At 55.7% G+C, this 22,932-nt stretch carries 21 protein-coding genes; 16 read left to right on the top strand and 5 right to left on the bottom strand.

Features of this window, described 5'->3' with window-relative positions:
* Positions 1-137: 137 nt before the first annotated feature.
* The 3 genes from KO1_RS10955 to KO1_RS10945 all read left to right on the top strand — a co-directional run bounded on the left by KO1_RS10955 (position 138) and on the right by KO1_RS10945 (position 3,725).
* Complete coding sequence (locus tag KO1_RS10955; RefSeq protein WP_024274037.1) at positions 138-1,325, top strand: HD-GYP domain-containing protein; 1,188 nt, start codon at positions 138-140, stop codon at positions 1,323-1,325.
* An 80-nt stretch (positions 1,326-1,405) separates the two neighbouring features.
* Positions 1,406-3,190 (top strand): sensor domain-containing diguanylate cyclase, encoded by a 1,785-nt coding sequence (locus KO1_RS10950; RefSeq protein ID WP_024274036.1) that lies wholly within the window; start codon positions 1,406-1,408, stop codon positions 3,188-3,190.
* A gap of 196 nt (positions 3,191-3,386) precedes the next feature.
* Positions 3,387-3,725, top strand: coding sequence for a hypothetical protein (locus tag KO1_RS10945; protein ID WP_004101200.1), 339 nt, complete (start codon positions 3,387-3,389; stop codon positions 3,723-3,725).
* A 96-nt stretch (positions 3,726-3,821) separates the two neighbouring features.
* Here the strand turns inward: KO1_RS10945 and icd are convergent, their stop codons facing one another.
* Positions 3,822-5,072: an NADP-dependent isocitrate dehydrogenase gene (gene icd / locus KO1_RS10940; RefSeq protein WP_004101197.1), complete on the bottom strand. Its 1,251-nt coding sequence runs from the start codon at positions 5,070-5,072 to the stop codon at positions 3,822-3,824.
* Positions 5,073-5,308: 236 nt separating this feature from the next.
* Here icd and rluE point away from each other — a divergent pair, with 236 nt between their 5' ends.
* From rluE to purB, 5 genes are read left to right on the top strand one after another with little or no spacing between them, the layout of a single operon-like run.
* Positions 5,309-5,959 carry a 23S rRNA pseudouridine(2457) synthase RluE gene (rluE, locus tag KO1_RS10935; RefSeq protein ID WP_023320724.1) on the top strand — a complete coding sequence of 217 codons (651 nt, stop codon included), beginning with the start codon at positions 5,309-5,311 and terminating at the stop codon, positions 5,957-5,959.
* A gap of 20 nt (positions 5,960-5,979) precedes the next feature.
* Positions 5,980-6,456 carry an NUDIX hydrolase gene (locus KO1_RS10930; protein WP_004112222.1) on the top strand — a complete coding sequence of 159 codons (477 nt, stop codon included), beginning with the start codon at positions 5,980-5,982 and terminating at the stop codon, positions 6,454-6,456.
* A 38-nt stretch (positions 6,457-6,494) separates the two neighbouring features.
* Positions 6,495-7,601: a tRNA 2-thiouridine(34) synthase MnmA gene (gene mnmA, locus KO1_RS10925; RefSeq protein ID WP_017146107.1), complete on the top strand. Its 1,107-nt coding sequence runs from the start codon at positions 6,495-6,497 to the stop codon at positions 7,599-7,601.
* Positions 7,602-7,660: 59 nt separating this feature from the next.
* Complete coding sequence (hflD, locus tag KO1_RS10920) at positions 7,661-8,302, top strand: high frequency lysogenization protein HflD (RefSeq protein ID WP_004101185.1); 642 nt, start codon at positions 7,661-7,663, stop codon at positions 8,300-8,302.
* Between the two features lie 3 nt (positions 8,303-8,305).
* Complete coding sequence (gene purB, locus KO1_RS10915) at positions 8,306-9,676, top strand: adenylosuccinate lyase (protein WP_004101184.1); 1,371 nt, start codon at positions 8,306-8,308, stop codon at positions 9,674-9,676.
* A gap of 49 nt (positions 9,677-9,725) precedes the next feature.
* On the opposite strand, the gene KO1_RS10910 is transcribed toward purB, so the two are convergent.
* Positions 9,726-10,940, bottom strand: a complete 1,215-nt coding sequence (locus tag KO1_RS10910; RefSeq protein WP_017146108.1) for an MFS transporter — start codon at positions 10,938-10,940, stop codon at positions 9,726-9,728.
* 101 nt (positions 10,941-11,041) lie between these two features.
* Here KO1_RS10910 and KO1_RS10905 point away from each other — a divergent pair, with 101 nt between their 5' ends.
* The 4 genes from KO1_RS10905 (at position 11,042) to KO1_RS10890 (ending at position 14,918) form a co-directional block, all read left to right on the top strand.
* Positions 11,042-11,488: a winged helix-turn-helix transcriptional regulator gene (locus KO1_RS10905; RefSeq protein WP_024274034.1), complete on the top strand. Its 447-nt coding sequence runs from the start codon at positions 11,042-11,044 to the stop codon at positions 11,486-11,488.
* An 84-nt stretch (positions 11,489-11,572) separates the two neighbouring features.
* Complete coding sequence (gene phoP, locus KO1_RS10900) at positions 11,573-12,247, top strand: two-component system response regulator PhoP (RefSeq protein ID WP_004101181.1); 675 nt, start codon at positions 11,573-11,575, stop codon at positions 12,245-12,247.
* Positions 12,244-13,710, top strand: coding sequence for a two-component system sensor histidine kinase PhoQ (phoQ, locus tag KO1_RS10895; protein ID WP_004101180.1), 1,467 nt, complete (start codon positions 12,244-12,246; stop codon positions 13,708-13,710). Before phoP ends, phoQ begins: the two co-directional genes overlap by 4 nt.
* 86 nt (positions 13,711-13,796) lie before the next feature.
* Positions 13,797-14,918: a ribosomal protein uL16 3-hydroxylase gene (locus KO1_RS10890; protein ID WP_004101179.1), complete on the top strand. Its 1,122-nt coding sequence runs from the start codon at positions 13,797-13,799 to the stop codon at positions 14,916-14,918.
* Between the two features lie 47 nt (positions 14,919-14,965).
* Here the strand turns inward: KO1_RS10890 and pepT are convergent, their stop codons facing one another.
* The gene (pepT, locus tag KO1_RS10885) at positions 14,966-16,195 is read right to left on the bottom strand and encodes a peptidase T (RefSeq protein WP_004101177.1); all 1,230 of its coding nucleotides are present in this window, start codon (positions 16,193-16,195) and stop codon (positions 14,966-14,968) included.
* 257 nt (positions 16,196-16,452) lie between these two features.
* Here pepT and potA point away from each other — a divergent pair, with 257 nt between their 5' ends.
* From potA to potD, 4 genes are read left to right on the top strand one after another with little or no spacing between them, the layout of a single operon-like run.
* Entirely contained in the window at positions 16,453-17,589 is a 1,137-nt protein-coding gene (potA, locus tag KO1_RS10880) for a spermidine/putrescine ABC transporter ATP-binding protein PotA (protein WP_023320723.1), read from the top strand.
* Positions 17,573-18,430 carry a spermidine/putrescine ABC transporter permease PotB gene (gene potB, locus KO1_RS10875; RefSeq protein ID WP_023320722.1) on the top strand — a complete coding sequence of 286 codons (858 nt, stop codon included), beginning with the start codon at positions 17,573-17,575 and terminating at the stop codon, positions 18,428-18,430. The genes potA and potB overlap by 17 nt, the downstream gene beginning before the upstream one ends.
* Complete coding sequence (gene potC, locus KO1_RS10870) at positions 18,427-19,212, top strand: spermidine/putrescine ABC transporter permease PotC (RefSeq protein ID WP_004101171.1); 786 nt, start codon at positions 18,427-18,429, stop codon at positions 19,210-19,212. Before potB ends, potC begins: the two co-directional genes overlap by 4 nt.
* Positions 19,209-20,255: a spermidine/putrescine ABC transporter substrate-binding protein PotD gene (potD, locus tag KO1_RS10865; RefSeq protein ID WP_004101169.1), complete on the top strand. Its 1,047-nt coding sequence runs from the start codon at positions 19,209-19,211 to the stop codon at positions 20,253-20,255. Before potC ends, potD begins: the two co-directional genes overlap by 4 nt.
* Positions 20,256-20,305: 50 nt before the next feature.
* Here potD and KO1_RS10860 read toward each other — a convergent pair whose 3' ends face one another.
* Positions 20,306-20,587, bottom strand: a complete 282-nt coding sequence (locus KO1_RS10860; RefSeq protein ID WP_004101168.1) for a hypothetical protein — start codon at positions 20,585-20,587, stop codon at positions 20,306-20,308.
* A gap of 326 nt (positions 20,588-20,913) precedes the next feature.
* Complete coding sequence (gene tkt, locus KO1_RS10855) at positions 20,914-22,917, bottom strand: transketolase (protein WP_023320721.1); 2,004 nt, start codon at positions 22,915-22,917, stop codon at positions 20,914-20,916.
* Between the last annotated feature and the right edge of the window lie 15 nt (positions 22,918-22,932).

The following is a 22,932-nucleotide window of genomic DNA, read 5'->3' as shown; positions in this document are numbered from 1 at the left end:
TTGGTGCACAGATGCGCTAAAAAAGGGCATCATAAAATGCAAAATCAGAAACAACTCATGCAATCTGTTCTGTCTTGATGGCATCGCGAGTAACCAAATAAGCCATAACGACGCGGGTAACCCGAGAGAGAAAAACGATGCGTATCGCCTTAAAATCAGCATTGATGCTAACAACCCGCGTTATACAAATCATTAATCCTGAACTGCAGCTGCATATGCAGCGAACGGCGCTGATCGCACTGGAGCTGGCGCAGGCATCAGGGCTTTCGCGCCCGCAGCAGCAAACGGTCTTTTGCGCCGCGCTGCTGCACGATATTGGCGTTCTGGGTGACAAAAGGGCCTTCTCCTCCCTGAACGCTATCGATAATCTCAATGACCCCCATCAGCATCGGGGAGCAGAAATGCTGGCCGGATTAACCACCCTGGCCCCAATCCTGCCGATTATTCGCGATCATCATTTTAGTCCACACCACAGGGGCAGCCTCGAACAGCATATCGTCTATTTTGCCGATGTTTTTGAGCGCCTGCTGGCCGGTAATAAAGGCGGTTCGGCTTATCAACCCGATATTATTATTACGCAATTTCGTACGCTCTATCAGGCGATCGACCCGTCGCTGTGTCAAACCTTGTGCCAGCTCGCACAAAAAGAGCATTTCTGGCTGCATCTTAATCCTGGACATATTCAGCGAATGCTGGAAATTATCGGCCCAATTAACGATGTCTATATGGGTATTGATGGCCTGAAAGATATCTGTCTGTTAATCGCCAACATTGTCGATACCTACAGTAGCTTTACCGCCAGCCATAGCCTGAAGGTTGGACAAATTTCGCGCGCCCTAGCCGCCTGGATGAATGAGCCGGAGCTGGAGTGCCGGAAGATTGAAATTGCCGGCTATTTGCACGATATCGGTAAAGTCTACATACCGCTGGCCATCCTCGAGAAACAGGGCGAGCTCAATGACAAAGAGCTGCTGCAGGTTCGGGAACACAGCTATATGACCGGCGAAATTCTTAGCGCATTTAGCGAACTCGGCGATATCGTGAACTGGGCGGCCAATCATCATGAAAAACTGGATGGCAGCGGTTATCCTCTGCATCTGAGTGGCGATTACCTGCAGCTGGCAGATCGCATCATCGCCATCGCGGATATTTTCACCGCCCTTACCGAAGACCGCCCTTATCGCCCCGGAATGAGCCGTCAGCAAGCGCTACGGCTGATTGAGGGTGATGTGACAAACGGCGCGCTGGATAAAGACGTTTACCGCGTTTTACATCAGCATGCCGAAGCGCTGCACGCTATTATTACTCACACGCTTCCCTCTTAATTTGCCGGCTCTCTGCTGGTGAAGCCGGAGCGCAGCGACAAAAAATATAATTAATTCATCTGCACGCAAGGATATATCCGGTGAGAATCGCCACCATGACTAATTGGGCTTACGGGATCACCGTCGCCCTGACCCTCGCCTCAGGCATGGCAATGCTGATGGCCTCAAGTGCGGATAATGCTGAACGCCGCGCCGTCGAACAACGTCAGGTGTTCGACCAGCTGAGTGAAGAAGTCGAAAGCGGCGCCTGGGAGCTTTCCGATCTGGCGCGGCTCTATATCATCCAAAAAAACCAGGATGTGCTACGCGAATACCGGCAGCAGGCGCAGACCATTGCCGCCATTGAACACCGGCTTGTTAAACTCAAAGATAATGGCGCAACCGCTGAAGAACTGGCGCTGCTGCGGGAGGGTTTACAGATTGCCGATGAACTCCAGGATGAGCAGCAGGCGGCGCTGGCGCAGGTTGCCCGGGGGGAAGAAAAAGCGGCGGTAAGCCTGCTTTACGGCGCGGCCTACGAACAGGAGCTTGAGCGGGTACAAACGCAGCTTGACCACTTTCGCCTGCTGCTCGAAGGCCGGGTGAATAAAATCATCGCTCAGGCCACGGAGAAATCACGTATCTGGCGTACGCTCTCTGAAGTCATGGTTGGCCTCACCGCCCTGATGTTTCTGTTTGTGCTGGGATTTATCCTTAAGCGGCGGGTGCTCTATCCCGTCGTCCGTCTGAGCGATGTGGTACAGCGGCTGGCATCGCAGGATTATGCGGTCGAGACGCCGCAGTTCACCCAGATAGATGAAATTGGCGATATGGCCCAGGCGATTCGTATCTTTCGCGAGAACGGGCTGGCGCGGCAGCGGCTGGAACAAGAGCGCGATGCCGACTGGGCCGTCCGCGAGCTGCTGGCGCGGATGACCCAGCGTCTGCAGGGCTGCGAATCATTCGAGGATGTGATCAAGGTGGCCGAGCGCTTTGCCCCCAGCATCGCCCCGCAGATCCCCGGCCGACTCTATATCCTCGACACCGATCCCTGGCAGATGCGCTGCGTTGCGCAGTGGCTTTCTCCGCCGCAGGAAACGGATGTCTTTCATCCCGATAACTGCTGGGCCGTTCGGCGCGGGCTGAGTCATCCTCCGGTTAACGGCGAGCCGGATATCGCCTGTTACCACCTGACTGAACCACAGGCCAATCAGTCGCTATGCGTGCCGCTGATTGCGCAAGGAGAAGCGATTGGCCTGCTCTCCTTCAGCAACGTCACCGACGCAACCGCGCCTTCCCGCGCCTATCTTGAACTGATGGCCGAAGCGCTGGGTCTGGCGCTGGCGAATCAACGTTTACGCAACGCGCTGCTGGAAAAGGCGCTGTTCGATTCATTAACCGGCCTGCGCAACCGTCACCATCTGGATGATGCTCTGCATACTCAAATGAATCTGGCGGTTCGCAACGGTACGCCGCTGAGCTGCCTGATGATCGATATCGATCACTTCAAGGCAATTAACGATAATTACGGCCACGAAGCGGGCGATCTGGTCATTAAAAACGTCGCCGCAATTATACAGCGTGCGGTGCGTGATATCGGGATGGCCTTCCGCTACGGAGGCGAAGAGTTCCTGGTGCTGCTGGGCGGAACCCATGAAGAGGCGGCAATGGCCTGCGCGACCGAGATCTATCACAGCGTTCAGCGTCTGACTTTGCGCTATGGCCTTGCTGAGATTGGTCAGATCAACGTCTCCATCGGCATCGCCAGCTACCCGCAGCACACGCATAGCGACAGCCTGCTGCGCGCGGCAGACGCTGCGCTCTACCGGGCAAAAGAGTTGGGCCGGTCAAGAATTGTGAGCTTTGGGATGTTGAAGGCGGATTGAGTCGATATTCGCACCGTTATGTAAAAGGAGCCGTGCGCTCCTTTTGCCCAGTGCAATCATCAGGACAGCGTAGCAAACTTTGGCGCGCCGGATTTTCTATCCTCTTGAAAAGTAAGCCGCTTGATCCAGGGCAAAGTCATAACTCCGTCATTGAGTAAAATTCATCGCCTGATTTGAACAAGGCTATGTCGTTTTCATGTTTTTAAGGTTTACGCTGTTCTACCTACTTTTTATCCCCTTGCAGACTTTTGCGCTTAATTACTCTTCAACCTTTTTAAGGCTCAATTGCCCGCAGAGAGGCCTCGTGGAGGTCATTTTGCATGTTTACGATCATACCCAGGAAAAATGGCAGAATAATTTTGAGACCGGCGCAGGGCACAAACGCTCAGGCGATATGGAACTGATCCCCTTTGCCAACGGGGATATTCTCTTCCACTCGGTGTCAACAGATGCATTTAGCTATCTCTACAGCGGCGAAGAGAAGCTTTACCGCTGTTTAAAATTGGATGAAAGACCGCTATACCCTTCCTTTTAACCCTGCGTAGGCGACGCGATCCAACCCGGACGTAGTCCGCAGAGTAAAAAAAACGGGAACCCATCGGCTCCCGTTTTGTTTAACCCAAAATCTGGATTACATGTTGGCGATAATCGCGTCGCCAAACTCTGAACATTTCAGCAGCTTAGCGCCTTCCATCAGACGTTCAAAGTCATAGGTCACGGTCTTGGCGGCGATTGCGCCTTCAGTGCCTTTAACGATTAAGTCTGCGGCTTCGAACCACTGCATGTGGCGCAGCATCATTTCGGCGGACAGGATGATGGAACCTGGGTTCACTTTATCCTGGCCGGCATATTTCGGCGCAGTACCGTGGGTCGCTTCAAACAGCGCGCACTCGTCACCGATGTTTGCACCCGGGGCAATACCGATACCGCCAACCTGCGCCGCCAGGGCGTCAGAAATATAGTCACCGTTCAGGTTCATACAGGCGATGACATCGTACTCCGCCGGACGCAGCAGGATCTGCTGCAGGAAGGCGTCGGCGATAACGTCTTTAACGACAATCTCTTTCCCGGTGTTCGGATTTTTGATCTTCATCCACGGGCCGCCGTCAATCAGCTCACCGCCGAACTCTTCGCGTGCCAGCTGGTAGCCCCAGTCTTTAAACGCGCCCTCGGTGAATTTCATGATGTTGCCTTTGTGCACCAGGGTCAGAGAATCGCGATCGTTGGTGATAGCGTATTCGATGGCGGCGCGAACCAGGCGTTTGGTGCCTTCTTCAGAGCACGGCTTGATGCCGATGCCGCAATGTTCCGGGAAGCGAATTTTCTTCACGCCCATTTCATCACGCAGGAATTTGATGACTTTATCCGCTTCAGCAGAGTCTGCTTTCCACTCGATACCGGCGTAGATGTCTTCGGAGTTTTCGCGGAAGATAACCATATCGGTCAGTTCAGGATGCTTAACCGGGCTCGGTGTCCCCTGGTAGTATCGAACCGGACGCAGGCAAACGTAGAGATCCAGTTCCTGACGCAGGGCAACGTTCAGAGAACGAATGCCGCCGCCGACTGGCGTAGTCAGAGGGCCTTTGATAGCAACACGATATTCACGAATCAGATCAAGAGTTTCGGCAGGCAGCCAGACATCCTGGCCATAAACCTGGGTCGATTTTTCACCGGTGTAAACTTCCATCCAGGAAATTTTACGCTCGCCCTTATAGGCTTTCTCAACGGCAGCATCAACCACTTTCAGCATCGCCGGAGTGACGTCAACACCGATACCATCGCCTTCGATGAACGGGATAATCGGGTTATTAGGGACGTTCAGCTTGCCGTTTTGCAGGGTGATTTTTTGACCTTCCGCCGGAACTACTACTTTGCTTTCCATTAACCTCTCCTTCGAGCGCTTCTGGTTCTGCTCTTCCCTCTTCACGCTAGCCGGGCGTTGGCTTTATTCGCCCACTCCCGTCAGTGGAATATCCCGCTAACCGGAGATTTCGCGTCCGTGTCGCCTTCCTGTAATGCGAATCGGTTTGAGCAACCTTTTTGTTAATAAGTTGTAATGAGCATGTCAATACTACCTGAATGTTTGCGTCCATGAAAGGCATTCGTAATTAGGCTATAATGCGGCAATTGATAGAGTCTGAAAATACCATGCAAAAAACTTCATTTAGAAAACATCGCGTTGAGCGATTCAGCACGCAACAAGTCACCAGACAACGTAAAGAACGCCAGCCAAAAACTGTGATCTTGTTCAATAAACCATACGATGTATTGCCGCAATTTACCGATGAAGCCGGGCGCAGCACGCTAAAAGATTTTATTCCGGTTGCCGGCGTCTATGCCGCCGGTCGACTGGACCGCGATAGCGAAGGCCTGCTGGTGCTGACCAACGACGGCGCGCTGCAGGCGGCTCTCACCCAACCGGGTAAGCGCACCGGTAAAGTTTATTACGTTCAGGTGGAAGGTGAACCCACGGCGGATGCGCTGACCGCGCTCCGCGACGGCGTCACGCTTAATGACGGCCCCACTCTGCCAGCGGGAGTGGAGCGTGTAGCGGAGCCAGAGTGGCTCTGGCCGCGTCATCCCCCGATCCGCGAGCGTAAATCCATTCCTACCAGCTGGCTCAAAATTACCCTCTATGAAGGGCGCAATCGCCAGGTGCGGCGGATGACCGCCCACGTCGGCTTTCCCACGCTGCGCCTGATTCGCTATGCGATGGGAGGCTATACGCTGGATGGTCTGGCCAACGGCGAATGGCGTAAAATTGATTAACAGTAGCCTAAGGAAAAACAATGTTTAAGCCGCACGTCACCGTCGCCTGCGTGGTTCACGCTAAAGGCAAATTCCTGGTTGTTGAAGAGACGATCAACGGTAAAGCGTTATGGAACCAGCCGGCAGGCCATCTCGAAGCCGATGAAACCCTGGTTCAGGCCGCAGAACGCGAGCTTTGGGAAGAGACCGGCATTCGCGCGACGCCGCAGCACTTTCTCCGCCTGCATCAGTGGATAGCCCCGGATCGCACGCCATTTTTGCGTTTCCTCTTTACCATCGAGCTTAACGATACGTGCGCCACCGAGCCCCACGATAGCGATATCGACCGCTGCCTGTGGCTCAGCGCTGAGGAAATTCTTAGCGCGAGCAACCTGCGTTCGCAGCTGGTTGCCGAGAGCATTCGCAGCTATCAGCAGGATCCGCGCTACCCGCTGGCGCTCATCGGCGAATTTAACTGGCCGTTTACAGGGGGTGCCTCAACGGAGGACGCGTGCTAGAATACGCCGCCTCGAAGTTCAATGTAGTGAGTAATCCAATGTCAGAAAGCCAGAAAAAAGTGATCGTCGGCATGTCCGGCGGGGTTGATTCCTCAGTTTCCGCCTACCTGCTGCTCCAGCAAGGGTATAAGGTGGAAGGCCTGTTCATGAAGAACTGGGAAGAAGACGACGGCGAGGAATACTGCACCGCAGCGGCGGATCTTGCCGACGCGCAGGCCGTTTGCGATAAGCTCGGGATTGAACTTCACACCGTCAACTTTGCCGCAGAATACTGGGACAACGTGTTTGAATTGTTCCTTGCAGAGTATAAAGCCGGACGCACGCCCAACCCGGATATTCTGTGCAATAAAGAAATTAAATTTAAAGCCTTCCTCGAATTTGCCGCAGAAGATCTCGGCGCTGATTACATCGCCACCGGCCACTACGTGCGCCGGGCCGACGTCAACGGCAAGAGCCAGCTGCTGCGCGGCCTCGACGGTAATAAAGACCAGAGCTACTTCCTCTATACCTTGAGCCACGAACAGATCGCGCAAAGCCTGTTCCCGGTGGGGGAGCTGGAAAAGCCGCAGGTGCGTAAAATCGCCGAAGAGCTGGATCTCATCACCGCGAAGAAAAAAGACTCGACCGGTATCTGTTTCATCGGCGAACGCAAATTCCGCGAATTCCTGGGCCGCTACCTGCCTGCTCAGCCGGGTAAAATTATCAGCGTTGACGGCGACGAAGTTGGCGAGCATCAGGGTCTGATGTACCACACGCTGGGGCAGCGTAAAGGTCTGGGCATCGGCGGTATCAAAGACGGCGGCGAAGACCCGTGGTATGTGGTCGACAAAGATGTCGAAAACAATATTTTGATTGTCGCTCAGGGCCATGACCATCCGCGCCTGATGTCCGTGGGGTTGATTGCTCAACAGCTGCACTGGGTTGACCGCGAGCCGCTCACGGGCACGCTGCGCTGCACGGTAAAAACCCGTTACCGTCAGACCGACATCTCCTGCACCGTGAAAGCGCTGGATGATGACCGCATTGAAGTGATCTTTAATGAGCCTGTAGCCGCCGTCACGCCGGGCCAGTCTGCGGTCTTCTACAACGGCGAAGTATGCCTCGGCGGCGGGATTATCGAACAGCGCTTGCCGCTGCAGGCCTGACAGACATATCAGCCGCTGAAGGCCCCAGCCGGGTATTTGGCGGTTTACAAGGAGAATGTGTGGCGAAGAATTATTATGACATTACGCTGGCGCTGGCCGGCGTTTGCCAGGCCGCGCGTCTGGTTCAGGAACTGGCGCACCAGGGGCACTGCGATAGCGACGCCCTGCATGTGTCGCTGAACAGCATCATCGATCTCGACCCGGAGTCTACGCTGGCGGTGTTCGGTGGTAGTGAAGCCAATCTTCGCCTCGGGCTGGAAACCCTCATCGGCGTGCTGAATACCAGCAGTCGCCAGGGGCTGAACGCCGAACTCACCCGCTATACTTTAAGCCTGATGGTGCTGGAACGTAAGCTTGCCGCCAGCAAAGGAGCCATGGATACCCTCGGCAACCGTATCGGCGGTCTGCGCCGTCAGCTTGAACATTTCGATCTGCAATCCGAGACGCTGCTTAGCGCAATGGCGGGCATCTATGTGGATGTTATTAGCCCGCTGGGCCCGCGTATTCAGGTCACCGGCTCTCCAGCCGTGCTGCAAAGCCCTCAGGTTCAGGCAAAGGTTCGCTCTGCCCTGCTGGCGGGTATTCGCTCTGCGGTGCTCTGGCACCAGGTCGGCGGCGGCCGTCTGCAGCTAATGTTTTCTCGTAATCGTCTGGTTAACCAGGCCAAACAAATTCTTGCTCATTTAACCCCGGAGTTGTGATCTATGGAATTATCCTCACTGACCGCCGTTTCCCCAGTCGACGGCCGCTACGGCGACAAAGTCAGCGCGCTGCGCGGTATCTTCAGCGAATTCGGTTTGCTGAAATTCCGCGTTCAGGTAGAAGTGCGTTGGTTGCAAAAACTGGCCGCGCACGCAGCGATCAAGGAAGTTCCTGCTTTTGCTGCCCACGCAAACGGTTACCTTGATAAAATCGTCGCCGATTTTAGCGTAGAAGATGCAGAGCGCATCAAAACTATCGAGCGCACCACCAACCACGACGTCAAAGCGGTTGAGTATTTCCTCAAGGAAAAAGTCGCCGACGTGGCTGAACTGCACGCGGTCTCCGAGTTTATCCACTTTGCCTGCACCTCCGAGGACATCAACAATCTGTCCCACGCGCTGATGCTGAAAACCGCTCGCGACGAAGTGATCCTGCCATACTGGCGCAAGCTCATCGACGCGGTGAAAGAGCTGGCGGTACAGTATCGCGATATCCCACTGCTTTCCCGTACTCACGGTCAGCCGGCTACGCCGTCCACCATGGGTAAAGAGATGGCCAACGTCGCTTACCGTATGGAGCGTCAGTATCGTCAGCTGAACCAGATCGAAATCCTTGGCAAAATCAACGGCGCGGTGGGTAACTATAACGCCCATATCGCTGCCTATCCGGAAGTTGACTGGCATCAGTTTAGCGAAGAGTTCGTGACTTCTCTGGGCATCCAGTGGAACCCGTACACCACCCAGATTGAGCCGCACGACTATATCGCCGAGCTGTTCGACTGCGTCGCCCGCTTCAATACCATCCTGATTGATTTCGACCGTGACGTGTGGGGCTACATCGCGCTCAACCATTTCAAGCAGAAAACCATTGCTGGCGAAATCGGCTCCTCAACCATGCCGCATAAAGTCAACCCGATCGACTTCGAGAACTCCGAAGGCAACCTCGGTCTGGCCAACGCGGTTATGCAGCATCTGGCAAGTAAACTGCCGGTTTCCCGCTGGCAGCGTGATCTGACCGACTCCACCGTGCTGCGCAACCTCGGCGTGGGCATCGGCTACGCGCTGATCGCCTACCAGTCAACCCTGAAAGGCGTGAGCAAGCTGGAGCTGAATCAAGACCGTCTGCTGGATGAGCTGGACCACAACTGGGAAGTTCTGGCCGAGCCGATCCAGACCGTCATGCGTCGCTACGGCATCGAGAAGCCGTACGAGAAGCTGAAAGAGCTGACCCGCGGCAAGCGCGTCGATGCCGAAGGCATGCAGCAGTTTATTGACAGCCTGGCGCTGCCGGAAGATGAAAAAGTTCGCCTCAAAGCCATGACCCCGGCTAACTACATCGGCCGCGCGACCACGATGGTTGACGAACTGAAGTAAGCCTTTCGACCCTCTTTCCGCCGGGAAAGAGGGTTATTTTTCCTCCCTCTCATCTGCTCGTCGTCATCCCCCGGGTTATTAACCAGAATAGCAGCGCCAGCAGGCTAACTGATGCTCCCAGCAGGCAGACGCCTTGCCATCCTGCGCTGGCATATACCGCAGTCGTACTTATCGCTCCCAGCGCGCTGCCGAGGGCATAAAACAGCATATACAAACCGACCAGTCTGCTGTGCGCCTCAGGACGGCGACGGAAAATCATGCTCTGATTAGTGACGTGCAGCGCCTGGCCGCCGAGATCCAGCATGACAATGCCAATCAGCAGTGCCGCTGGCGACCATGCCATCAGTGATAAAGGCCACCACGCCATCAGCAATATCACCAGGGCCGCGGCGCTGGTGCGCTGGGCATATCCGCGGTCGGCCCATTGACCAGCGCGACCTGCCGCCAGTGCGCCGATCGCGCCCACCAGGCCGAGGGCGCCAATCTCGGTATGAGAAAAGCTAAAGGGTGGCGCGCTTAACGGCAAAACTAACGCGCTCCAGAAGATATTGAACGCGGCAAACATCAGTAATGCCAGCATGCCTCGCACCTGCAGGTTTTTCTCCTGACGCAGCAGCGCCAGCATGGATATCAGAAGCTGGGGATAGCTCAGTGGGCGCGATGCAACCGCCAGTACCGGCAGACGACGCCACAGGGGAAGCGCGATGCCCAACATTAGCAAAGCGGCAAAGATATATACCCCACGCCAGCCGAACAGATCGCTGATGCTTCCCGAAAATACCCGCGCCAGCAGCAATCCAATAAAGACCCCGCTTTGCGCTGCGCCCACTACCCTGCCCTGTTCAGAGGGGGCGGCCGCGCTTGCGGCATAAGCAATCAACCCCTGCGTCATGGCGGTACCCAGCAGACCAACGGCAAGCATGCTGGCTAACAGCATTACTGTCGATGTTGCCAGACTGACGGCAAATAGCGCAGCGATCAGTAATATCACCTGCGTCGCCATCAGGCGGCGGCGATTCAGCCTGTCTCCCAGCGGTACCAGCAATAACAAAGCCAGCGCGCAGCCAAGCTGAGTTGCCGCGATCGCGCCACCGATCGCGGCGTGGCCGATCGCAAAATCGTGCGCCAGGGCATCAAGGAGCGGTTGTGCGTAATAAACATTTGCCACGCTCAGGCCGCTGGCGATAGCAAACAGCAGCACCAGACTACGCGGCATGACCGTTGGCGGCCCCTCTGGCGATGGCGATAATAATGTCGCTTTCATCCTTCCCCCCTGGAGCATTCTGGTTTCAAAACAAAACTCATTGCAGTCTGGAGCATGAAGTTTTAAAATGCAACTAGTTTGCCATCTCCTCAGGAGCGCCTGTGTCCTCATCAGAAAACAGGGAAAACACAACCTGCCCCGTCGCCCGAAGTGTGGATATTATCGGCGACCGCTGGTCGCTGTTGATTGTGCGCGATGCCTTTGATGGCACCAGTCGCTTCAGCGATTTCCAGCGAAGCCTTGGTATAGCGCGTAATATTCTCTCCGACCGTCTGCACAAATTGCTAAACTCGGGTATTCTCACTACCCAATCCGCCTCAGACGGCACGGCCTATCAGGAATACGTACTGACGGAAAAAGGCCAGCGCTTGTTCCCTGTCGTCGTTGCGCTACGCCAGTGGGGAGAGCAGCATCTCTTTGCCGATGGCGAACGCCACTCGGTACTGATCGATAAACGTACGCAGCGCCCGGTTCCCGTGATGACGCCGATGACCGAGGACGGATTACCGTTGAATTTTCATGAGGCTAAGGTACAAAAAATTAAATAAAATTCTTTATTTAACAGCTGTTTATATTAAAGGTGTATAATTAGCGCTAAGCTATTCAAATCATAAATAAAATGGAGAACGGGCATGCGCGTACTCGTGGTTGAGGATAACGCTCTGCTGCGCCATCACCTGAAAGTTCAGCTACAGGAGCTTGGCCATCAGGTAGATGCGGCGGAAGACGCAAAGGAAGCGGATTACTATCTGGGTGAACACGTTCCGGACATCGCCATTGTCGATCTTGGCCTGCCGGATGAAGACGGCCTCTCGCTGATTCGCCGCTGGCGCAGCCACGACGTATCGGTACCGGTTCTGGTCCTCACCGCGCGCGAAGGCTGGCAAGATAAAGTCGAGGTGCTGAGCGCCGGAGCGGATGACTACGTCACCAAGCCGTTTCACATCGAAGAGGTCGCCGCGCGTATGCAGGCGCTTCTGCGGCGCAACAGCGGCCTCGCATCGCAGGTGATCTCAATACCGCCATTCCAGGTAGATTTATCGCGTCGCGAGCTGTCGGTTAATGACCAGCCCATCAAGCTTACGGCGTTTGAATACACCATTATGGAAACCCTGATCCGTAACCGGGGCAAAGTAGTCAGCAAAGATTCATTGATGCTGCAGCTCTATCCCGACGCCGAGCTGCGCGAAAGCCATACCATCGATGTGCTGATGGGACGATTGCGTAAAAAAATCCAGGCTGAGTATCCGCAGGATGTGATTACCACCGTGCGCGGCCAGGGCTATCTGTTCGAACTGCGCGGATGAAAGGGCTGTTGCGGCATATTTTACCGCTATCGTTACGCGTCCGCTTTCTGCTGGCGACGGCCGCCGTGGTGCTGATCCTGTCGCTGTCTTATGGCATGGTCGCGCTGGTCGGCTATAGCGTAAGCTTTGATAAAACCACCTTCCGCCTGCTGCGCGGCGAGAGCAACCTGTTCTATATGCTGGCAAAGTGGGAAAACAACGCCATCGACGTTGATATTCCCGACAACCTCAATATGCAAAGTCCGACGGTGACGCTGATTTACGACGCTCACGGTCGGTTATTATGGGCGCAGCGCGATGTTCCCTGGCTGGTGAAGCGTATCCAACCGGAATGGCTCAAAAACAACGGCTTTCATGAAATTGAGGCCGACGTGGACAGCAGCAGCATGCTGCAGCACAACAATCATGAGATCCAACAGCAGCTGAATGCCATTCGGGAAGAGGACGACAGCTCCGAAATGACCCACTCGGTGGCGATCAATATCTATCCGGCCACCAGCACCATGCCGCAGCTCAGCATCGTGGTTGTCGACACCATACCGGTGGAGCTCAAGCGCTCGTATATGGTATGGAGTTGGTTTATCTACGTACTGGCGGCCAACCTGCTGCTGGTGATCCCGCTTTTGTGGGTGGCGGCATGGTGGAGTTTGCGCCCTATTGAATCGCTGGCCAAAGAGGTGCGCGAACTGGAGGAGCATCACCGTGAACTGCTCAATCCCAACACCACCCGGGAGCTTACGCGGCTGGTCAGCAACCTCAACCGCTTGCTGAAAAGCGAACGCGAGCGTTATGACAAATACCGCACTACCCTGACCGACCTGACCCATAGCCTGAAAACGCCTCTCGCAGTGATGCAGAGCACCTTACGCTCCATGCGCGGCGAGAAGCTCAGCGTCAACGAAGCAGAGCCGGTAATGCTGGAGCAGATTAGCCGTATCTCGCAGCAGATCGGCTACTACCTGCACCGTGCCAGCATGCGCAGCGGCGGGTCGCTGCTAAGTCGCGAGCTGCATCCCATCGCTCCGCTGCTCGATAGCCTGACCTCGGCGCTGAATAAAGTTTACCAGCGCAAAGGCGTGAATATTAGCCTGGATATTTCGCCGGAAATCAGTTTTGTCGGCGAAAAGAATGATTTTATGGAAGTGATGGGCAACGTGCTTGATAACGCCTGCAAATACTGTCTGGAGTTTGTCGAAGTCTCCGTCCGTCAGACCAACGACAACCATTTACACATCCTCGTAGAGGATGATGGTCCCGGGATCCCCCACACGATGCGCAGCGCTGTATTCGATCGCGGCCAGCGCGCCGACACGCTGCGTCCCGGCCAGGGCGTGGGGCTCTCCGTCGCGCGAGATATCGTTGCCCAGTACGATGGTCGAATTCTCGCCGAAGAGAGCCTGCTCGGCGGCGCCTGCATGGAAGTTATTTTTGGCCGCCAGGCCCTGGAAGATAAAGAGAGCTAAAACAGTCGGTTTTTTAACGGTGCCTGCATCATGCTGGTGCCGCATCCGTTATAATCCCTGACAGACACCTGCTGTGGAATATAAATATGGATTATCAATTAACGCTTAACTGGCCCGACTTTATCGAACGCTACTGGCAAAAACGCCCGGTAGTGCTGAAACGGGGCTTTGCTAATTTCGTCGATCCGTTAAGCCCGGACGAGCTGGCCGGACTGGCGATGGAGAGCGAAGTCGACAGTCGCCTGGTCAGTCATCAGGACGGTAAATGGCAGGTCAGCCACGGTCCGTTTGAGAGCTACGACCATCTGAGCGAAAATAACTGGTCGCTGCTGGTACAGGCGGTCAATAACTGGCACCAGCCGACGGCGGCGCTGATGCACCCGTTCCGCGCCCTTCCCGACTGGCGCATTGACGATCTGATGATCTCGTTTTCCGTTCCGGGAGGCGGCGTCGGCCCGCATCTCGACCAATACGACGTGTTTATCATTCAGGGTACCGGTCGCCGCCGCTGGCGCGTGGGCGAAAAGGTGCCGATGAAGCAACATTGTCCGCACCCGGACCTGCTGCAGGTCGACCCGTTCGAAGCCATAATCGATGAAGAGATGGAGCCCGGCGATATTCTGTATATCCCGCCGGGGTTCCCGCACGAAGGCTACTCGCTGGAAAACTCGCTCAACTATTCGGTCGGCTATCGCGCGCCTAACGCCCGCGAGCTGTTCAGCGGCTTTGCCGATTATATTCTGCAGCGTGAACTGGGTAGCCAGCGCTACGCCGACCCGGACGTGCCGTCGCGCGAGCATCCTGCGGATATTCTGCCCGTCGAGCTGGACCGCCTGCGCGATATGATGCTGGGTTTAATTAATCAGCCAGAGCACTTTAAGCAGTGGTTTGGCGAATTTATTACTCAGTCCCGCCACGAGCTGGACGTGGCGCCGCCGGAGCCGCCGTACCAGCCGGATGAGATTTACGATGCCCTGCAGCAGGGGGATAAGCTGACACGTCTCGGCGGCCTGCGCGTGCTGCGAATTGATGGTGAGGTGTTCGTCAATGGCGAGAAAATTAACTCTCCGCACCGCCCGGCGCTGGACGCGCTGGCAACCCACCTGACGCTCAATGCAGAGCATCTTGGCGATGCGCTGGAAGATCCCTCCTTCCTCGCCCTGCTGGCCGCGCTGGTCAACAGCGGCTACTGGTTCTTTGAGGACTAAGTCTTCGGTTCGCCCGGTAGCGGCTAACGCCTTACCGGGCCTGTACGTTACGCGCCTCGTTTTGCCGTTAGCTCGGCGATACGCACAATCACCTGCACCGCCTTCTCCATGCCTTCGAGCGTCACAAACTCATGCTTGCCGTGGTAGTTATAGCCGCCGGTAAACAGGTTCGGGCACGGCAGACCCATAAAGGAGAGCTGGGCGCCGTCGGTACCGCCGCGAATCGGCTTCATCTGCGGATCGATTTGGCAATCCACCATCGCCTGACGGGCAATCTCCACCACGTGCGGATGCGCCATCACCTTCTCATGCATATTGTAATAGCTGTCTTCGATGACCAGCTCAATATAACAATCCGGATGCAGCCCTTTGCCGACCTTTTTGGCGATCTCCATCATTTTGCGCTTGCGGGCTTCAAACTGCTTACGGTCAAAGTCGCGGATGATGTAGTGCATGTCGGCGCGATCCACCGTGCCTTTGATACTGGCCAGATGATAGAAGCCCTCATAGCCTTCGGTGGTTTCCGGCGCTTCGTCAGCAGGCACCTCGGCATGGATACGCGCCGCCAGCGACAGGGCGTTGACCATCACTCCTTTCGCGGTGCCGGGATGCACATTATTGCCCACGATCTTAATCGTAACCGACGCGGCGTTAAAATTCTCAAACTCCAGTTCGCCCACGCCGCCGCCGTCGACGGTATAGGCCCAGCGGGCATCAAACGCGGCGACATCGAAATGCTTCGCCCCTTTGCCCACCTCTTCGTCTGGCGTAAAGGCCACGCGGATATCGCCGTGGGGAATCTCCTTCGCCTTCAACGTCGCCAGCGCGGTCATGATCTCCGCGATACCGGCTTTATCATCGGCGCCGAGCAGCGTTTTACCATCGGTGGTAATCAGCGTCTGCCCCAGCAGCTGGTGCAGTACCGGGAACATCACCGGCGAAAGCACCTCATCGCCAATACCGAGTGCGATATCACCGCCGCGATAGTTTTCTACGATCTGCGGATTGACGTTCTTGCCGCTGAAGTCAGGCGACGTGTCGACGTGGGAAATAAAGCCAATCGCCGGAATATCGCCCGCAACGTTAGCTGGCAGGGTGCCCATGACCGTCCCTTTTTCACTCAGCGTCACGTTCACGAGTCCCATTTCTTCAAGCTGCGCCTGAAGCAGCCGTAACAGCTTCCACTGTCCTTCCGTGCTCGGTACCTGCCGCACGCCAGGCTTCGACTGCGTGTCCAAAGAAACGTACTGCAAAAAACGCTCAAGCAATTTATCCATGTAGCCACCCTCTTCTTTTGTGACAACATTATTGATAAGCCGGAAAAGACAAATATTGCGTCAGGTCATTTTTAGCCCGGCAAATGAGAATTTAATACATTTCGAACGATAATGTTGTAAAGGTAGCTCATCATGGCGCATCAATCATTGGCGATTACAGGCGTTTGCCGTAGAATGCTCGGCCTTATTATTTTATGTGCAAACCCAAAGGTGGTTAACCACAAACCCCGCATCGGTAAGCTTTCCGCTGCGTCTACATGGGACAGAGTCAAAAATTGAATATACAACCGCGTTCGCGTTCTCCGCTGGTTCAGCTGACGGAAATTCGCAAAAGCTTTGATGGTAAAACGGTAATCTCCGGCCTCAATCTGACCATCAACAACGGTGAGTTTCTCACCCTGCTTGGCCCCTCTGGCTGCGGTAAAACAACCGTTCTTCGTCTTATCGCCGGACTGGAAACCGTCGATAGCGGCCGAATCCATCTCGAAGATCAAGATATCACCCATATCCCGGCGGAAAACCGCCACGTGAACACCGTCTTTCAAAGCTATGCGCTCTTTCCGCACATGACGGTGTTTGAGAACGTCGCCTTCGGCCTGCGGATGCAGAAAACCCCGCCGGCGGAAATCGCTCCCCGCGTCCACGACGCCCTGCGAATGGTGCAGCTTGAAGAGTTCGCCCAGCGCAAACCGCATCAGCTTTCCGGCGGACAGCAGCAGCGCGTGGCCATTGCCCGCGCGGTGGTTAACAAACCGCGCCTGCTGCTGCTGGATGAATCCCTCTCAGCGCTCGATTATAAACTGCGTAAACAGATGCAGAACGAGCTGAAGGCGCTGCAGCGTAAACTCGGCATCACCTTCGTCTTCGTCACCCACGATCAGGAAGAGGCGCTGACCATGTCCGACCGTATCGTGGTGATGCGCGATGGCAAAATCGAGCAGGACGGCACGCCGCGCGAAATCTATGAAGAGCCGAAAAACCTGTTTGTCGCCAGCTTTATTGGCGAAATCAACATCTTCAACGCCACGGTCATCGAGCGGATTGACGAGCAGCGGGTGCGTGCCAGCGTAGAAGGCCGCGAATGCAATATTTACGTCAACTTCGCCGTTGAAAAAGGCCAGCGGCTTAACGTGCTGCTGCGCCCGGAAGACCTGCGCGTTGATGAGATCCACCACAGTAATGAAGCCGATGGCCTGATAGGCTATATCCGCGAACGCAACTATAAAGGAATGACGCTGGAATCGGTGGTCGAACTGGAAAACGGCAAAATGGTCATGGTCAGCGAATTCTTCAATGAAGACGACCCTGATTTTGACCACTCTCTCGACCAGAAAATGGCCATTAACTGGGTAGAAAGCTGGGAGGTTGTGCTGGCCGATGAAGAACACCAGTAAATTCCAGAATGTGGTGATTGCCACCATAGTGGGTTGGCTTGTGCTGTTTGTCTTTCTGCCCAACCTGATGATTATCGCCACCAGCTTTCTGACCCGCGACGATACCAACTTCGTCAAGCTGGTCTTTACGCTGGATAACTACGCGCGCCTGCTCGATCCGCTCTACTACGACGTGCTGCTGCATTCGTTGAATATGGCGTTCATGGCGACCCTGGCCTGTCTGGCGCTTGGCTACCCTTTCGCCTGGTTTCTGGCAAGGCTGCCGGAGAAGATACGCCCGCTGATGCTGTTTCTGCTGATTGTGCCGTTCTGGACCAATTCGCTGATTCGTATCTACGGACTGAAAATTTTCCTCAGCACCAAGGGCTATCTGAACGAATTTTTACTATGGCTGGGCGTCATCGATACGCCGCTGCGCATCATGTATACGCCATCGGCGGTCATTATCGGCCTGGTCTATATTCTGCTGCCGTTTATGGTGATGCCGCTCTACTCCAGCATCGAAAAGCTCGATCGTCCGCTGCTGGAAGCGGCGAAAGATCTCGGCGCCAATAAACTACAAACCTTTATCCGCATCATCATTCCGCTGACCATGCCGGGCATTATTGCCGGCTGCCTGCTGGTGATGCTTCCGGCAATGGGGCTGTTCTACGTGTCTGACCTGATGGGCGGCGCGAAAAACCTACTGATTGGTAACGTCATTAAGAGCCAGTTCCTCAACATCCGCGACTGGCCGTTCGGTGCGGCGACCAGCATTACGCTAACGCTGGTGATGGGCCTGATGCTGCTGATTTACTGGCGCGCAGCGCGTTTACTGAATAAAAAGGTGGAGCTGGAATGATCGGTCGACTGCTGCGCGGCGGCTTTATGACCGCTATTTACGCGTATCTCTACATTCCCATTATTATCCTGATCGTTAACTCGTTTAACAGTTCGCGCTTCGGCATTAACTGGCAGGGTTTTACCACCAACTGGTATAGCCTGCTGATGAATAACGACAGTCTGCTGCAGGCAGCACAGCACTCACTGACCATGGCGGTGCTGTCGGCGACTTTCGCTACGCTTATCGGATCGCTGACCGCCGTCGCGCTGTACCGCTATCGCTTTCGCGGCAAGCCGTTCGTCAGCGGAATGCTGTTTGTAGTGATGATGTCCCCGGATATCGTGATGGCGATTTCGCTGCTGGTGCTGTTTATGCTGATCGGTATTCAGCTGGGATTCTGGTCGCTGCTGTTTTCCCACATCACCTTTTGCCTGCCCTTCGTGGTGGTCACGGTGTTTTCGCGCCTGAAAGGTTTTGACGTGCGGATGCTGGAAGCAGCGAAAGATCTCGGCGCCAGCGAAATGACGATTCTGCGAAAGATCATTTTGCCGCTGGCGCTGCCCGCGGTGGCTGCAGGGTGGCTGCTGAGCTTCACCCTGTCGATGGATGATGTGGTGGTCTCTTCGTTTGTAACCGGGCCGGGCTATGAGATCCTGCCGCTGAAGATCTATTCGATGGTCAAAGTTGGGGTATCGCCAGAGGTCAATGCGCTGGCGACGATTCTGTTGGTTCTGTCGCTGGTGATGGTCATTGCCAGCCAGATAATTGCACGTGATAAAACTCAGGGGACGTTAAAATGAAAAAATGGTCACGCCACCTGCTCGCTGCGGGCGCTCTGGCAATCGGGATGAGCGCCGCGCACGCGGACGATAGCAAAACGCTCTATTTCTACAACTGGACCGAATATGTCCCGCCGGGGCTACTGGAGCAATTCACCAAAGAGACCGGCATCAAGGTGATCTATTCAACCTACGAGTCGAACGAAACCATGTATGCCAAGCTCAAAACCTATAAAGACGGCGCTTATGACCTGGTGGTACCTTCCACCTACTTCGTCGACAAAATGCGTAAAGAGGGCATGCTGCAGAAGATCGATAAGAGCAAGCTGAGCAACTTCGGCAATCTCGATCCTGAAATGCTCAATAAACCGTTCGACCCGAATAACGATTACTCTATTCCGTACATCTGGGGCGCGACGGCCATCGGAATCAATAGCGATGAGATCGATCCGAAAACCGTTACCAGCTGGGCGGATCTATGGAAGCCAGAGTATAAGAGCAGCCTGCTGCTGACCGACGACGCGCGCGAAGTGTTCCAGGTCGCGCTGCGTAAACTGGGCTACTCCGGCAATACTACCGATCCGAAAGAGATTGAAGCGGCCTATAACGAGCTGAAAAAACTAATGCCGAACGTCGCGGCGTTCAACTCCGATAACCCGGCGAACCCGTATATGGAAGGCGAGGTAAATCTCGGCATGGTGTGGAATGGCTCCGCGTGGGTTGCGCGTCAGGCCGGTACGCCGCTGGAAGTCGTGTGGCCAAAAGAAGGCGGCATCTTCTGGATGGATAGCCTGTCGATTCCGGCCAATGCCAAAAACGTCGACGGCGCGCTGAAGCTGATCAACTTCCTGCTGCGCCCGGAAGTGGCCAAACAGGTTGCAGAAACTATCGGTTACCCGACGCCAAACCTGGCCGCGCGTAAAATGCTGAGCCCGGAGGTCGCCAATGATAAATCACTCTATCCGGACGCCGCGACGATTCAGAAAGGCGAATGGCAGAACGATGTCGGCAGCGCCAGCACGCTTTATGAAGAGTATTATCAGAAGCTAAAAGCGGGTCGTTAATCATCTCACAGGCCGGGTAGCATTACCCGGCCTCTTCGGGAGGACCGCCGCTAGCTTCTCAGCGGATGTATTCTCGACTTTATTAGCGCTTCCTCAACGTCAAAATCGGCCAGCGAATAGTTGGTCGCCACCAGATAAAATCGTCCATCCTGCGCCGGATATTCATGTACTTTGTAGTTCGCCATTTTCGGCTGCGCAGCAGAAGCGTCCCCCCTGCCGGAACCGGCGGCGTATTTCGAACGGACCCGCAGAGAGTGGCTTTTAATATCCCGATGGATTTCGCCGTGATGCTCGTCGCCGAGGATCAGGTAGTCAACATACTCAGTGGCCATGGTGTTATTCCTTCTCTGTTGTCCGAGTTAAGAAACATGCCACAAATGTCTGTCTGATACTGTTTTGTTAATCACAACGTTACATATATGTGAAATAGACAATCAACATTATAACGGCCCTCCCACCAGACAGCGATGAGGGGCCGGATTTTAACGGTCGAAAATAACAACAGTGCTTTTACTCTGGCAACCGCGTTGTCTACGGTGAAGCCAGATTCTTTTCCCGCTGGCGGTGCCGCGCACCGGTCCGGACTACCCGACCGCGCTGGCCCTGTAGCCCGGGCAAGGCGCGGCTTTACCGCGCCGCCCCCGGGAAGGGGGAAGGACTACAGCAGCGCTTTCGCTTTCGCGACAACGTTGTCCACGGTGAAGCCAAACTCTTCAAACAGCTGCTCCGCCGGCGCTGACTCACCGAAGGTGGTCATGCCAACGATCGCGCCGTTCAGGCCCACGTATTTGAACCAGTAGTCGGCGATACCCGCTTCGATGGCCACGCGCGCAGAGACCGCTTTCGGCAGCACCGCTTCACGGTAAGCCGCATCCTGCTTGTCGAACGCGTCGGTGGACGGCATGGAAACCACGCGCGCCTTCACGCCTTCGGCAGTCAGTTTTTCGTAAGCGGCAACCGCCAGCTCCACTTCAGAGCCGGTGGCGATGAAGATCAGCTCCGGCTGACCGGCGCAATCTTTCAGCACGTAGCCGCCGCGGGCGACGTTCGCCAGCTGCTCTTCGGTGCGCTCCTGCTGCGCCAGGTTCTGACGCGACAGAATCAGCGCGGTCGGGCCGTCCTGACGCTCTACGCCGTATTTCCACGCGATGGCGGATTCCACCTGGTCGCACGGACGCCATGTGGACATGTTCGGGGTGACGCGCAGGGAAGCCACCTGCTCAACCGGCTGGTGCGTCGGGCCGTCTTCGCCCAGACCGATGGAGTCGTGGGTGTAGACCATCACCTGACGCTGCTTCATCAGCGCCGCCATACGTACCGCGTTACGCGCATATTCCACGAACATCAGGAAGGTGGAGGTGTACGGCAGGAAGCCGCCGTGCAGGGCGATACCGTTGGCAATGGCGGTCATACCGAATTCACGCACGCCGTAGTGGATATAGTTACCGGCAGCGTCTTCGTTGATAGCCTTAGAGCCGGACCACAGGGTCAGGTTACTTGGCGCCAGGTCAGCGGAGCCGCCGAGGAACTCAGGCAGCAGCGGGCCGAAGGCTTCAATGGCGTTCTGCGACGCTTTACGGCTGGCGATTTTCGCCGGGTTAGCCTGCAGCTTCGCGATGAATTCGTTCGCTTTCGCGTCGAAATCAGCCGGCATCTCGCCTTTCATACGGCGGGTAAACTCGGCGGCTTCCTGCGGGAAGGCTCTGGCGTAGGCGGCGAATTTCTCGTTCCACGCGGACTCTTTCGCCTGACCGGCTTCTTTCGCATCCCACCGGGCATAGATTTCAGACGGGATTTCAAACGCCGGGTGTTTCCAGCCGAGCGCTTCGCGGGTCAGCGCGATTTCCGCGTCGCCCAGCGGCGCGCCGTGGGAGTCGTGGGTACCGGCTTTGTTCGGCGAACCGAAACCGATGATGGTTTTGCACATCAGCAGGGACGGTTTGTCGGTGACCGCACGCGCTTCTTCCACCGCGCGTTTAATCGAGTCAGCATCGTGACCGTCAACGCCGCGCACCACGTGCCAGCCGTAGGCTTCAAAACGCTTCGCGGTGTCATCGGTGAACCAGCCTTCGACGTGACCGTCGATGGAGATGCCGTTGTCGTCATAGAACGCCACCAGCTTGCCCAGTTTCAGGGTACCGGCCAGGGAGCATACCTCGTGAGAGATACCTTCCATCATGCAGCCGTCGCCCATGAACGCATAAGTGAAGTGGTCAACAATGTCGTGGCCCGGGCGGTTGAACTGCGCCGCCAGGGTTTTCTCCGCAATCGCCATCCCCACCGCATTCGCAATGCCCTGCCCCAGCGGTCCGGTAGTGGTTTCCACGCCCGCGGTGTAGCCCACTTCCGGGTGGCCCGGGGTTCTGGAGTGCAGCTGACGGAAGTTCTTCAGCTCTTCGATTGGCAGATCGTAGCCGGTGAGGTGCAGCAGGCTGTAGATCAGCATCGAGCCGTGACCGTTGGACAGCACGAAGCGGTCGCGATCGGCCCAGGACGGGTTCTGCGGGTTATGGTTCAGGAAATCACGCCACAGGACTTCGGCAATGTCAGCCATACCCATTGGGGCACCCGGGTGGCCGGATTTGGCTTTCTGTACTGCGTCCATGCTCAGGGCTCGCAGCGCGTTGGCGCACAGGCTGCGGGTGGTTTTTGTGGTATTCATAAGTCTCTTTTCCTG

Origin of the sequence: Klebsiella oxytoca NBRC 105695, from assembly GCF_001598695.1 — a bacterium.
Taxonomy (GTDB): Bacteria; Pseudomonadota; Gammaproteobacteria; order Enterobacterales; family Enterobacteriaceae; genus Klebsiella; species Klebsiella oxytoca.
Note: the sequence above shows the minus strand (reverse complement) of the source record. Positions and strands in the feature narration are given on the sequence as shown.

Coding starts and splice junctions, on each gene's coding strand:
- mnmA (WP_017146107.1), top strand. CDS start 6,495: ATGTCAGAAAGCCAGAAAAAAGTGATCGTCGGCATGTCCGGCGGGGTT.
- icd (WP_004101197.1), bottom strand. CDS start 5,072: ATGGAAAGCAAAGTAGTAGTTCCGGCGGAAGGTCAAAAAATCACCCTG.
- KO1_RS10930 (WP_004112222.1), top strand. CDS start 5,980: ATGTTTAAGCCGCACGTCACCGTCGCCTGCGTGGTTCACGCTAAAGGC.
- pepT (WP_004101177.1), bottom strand. CDS start 16,195: ATGGATAAATTGCTTGAGCGTTTTTTGCAGTACGTTTCTTTGGACACG.
- phoQ (WP_004101180.1), top strand. CDS start 12,244: ATGAAAGGGCTGTTGCGGCATATTTTACCGCTATCGTTACGCGTCCGC.
- KO1_RS10945 (WP_004101200.1), top strand. CDS start 3,387: ATGTTTTTAAGGTTTACGCTGTTCTACCTACTTTTTATCCCCTTGCAG.
- KO1_RS10955 (WP_024274037.1), top strand. CDS start 138: ATGCGTATCGCCTTAAAATCAGCATTGATGCTAACAACCCGCGTTATA.
- KO1_RS10910 (WP_017146108.1), bottom strand. CDS start 10,940: ATGAAAGCGACATTATTATCGCCATCGCCAGAGGGGCCGCCAACGGTC.
- potB (WP_023320722.1), top strand. CDS start 17,573: ATGAAGAACACCAGTAAATTCCAGAATGTGGTGATTGCCACCATAGTG.
- potC (WP_004101171.1), top strand. CDS start 18,427: ATGATCGGTCGACTGCTGCGCGGCGGCTTTATGACCGCTATTTACGCG.
- tkt (WP_023320721.1), bottom strand. CDS start 22,917: ATGAATACCACAAAAACCACCCGCAGCCTGTGCGCCAACGCGCTGCGA.
- potD (WP_004101169.1), top strand. CDS start 19,209: ATGAAAAAATGGTCACGCCACCTGCTCGCTGCGGGCGCTCTGGCAATC.
- purB (WP_004101184.1), top strand. CDS start 8,306: ATGGAATTATCCTCACTGACCGCCGTTTCCCCAGTCGACGGCCGCTAC.
- potA (WP_023320723.1), top strand. CDS start 16,453: ATGGGACAGAGTCAAAAATTGAATATACAACCGCGTTCGCGTTCTCCG.
- KO1_RS10890 (WP_004101179.1), top strand. CDS start 13,797: ATGGATTATCAATTAACGCTTAACTGGCCCGACTTTATCGAACGCTAC.
- phoP (WP_004101181.1), top strand. CDS start 11,573: ATGCGCGTACTCGTGGTTGAGGATAACGCTCTGCTGCGCCATCACCTG.
- rluE (WP_023320724.1), top strand. CDS start 5,309: ATGCGGCAATTGATAGAGTCTGAAAATACCATGCAAAAAACTTCATTT.
- KO1_RS10860 (WP_004101168.1), bottom strand. CDS start 20,587: ATGGCCACTGAGTATGTTGACTACCTGATCCTCGGCGACGAGCATCAC.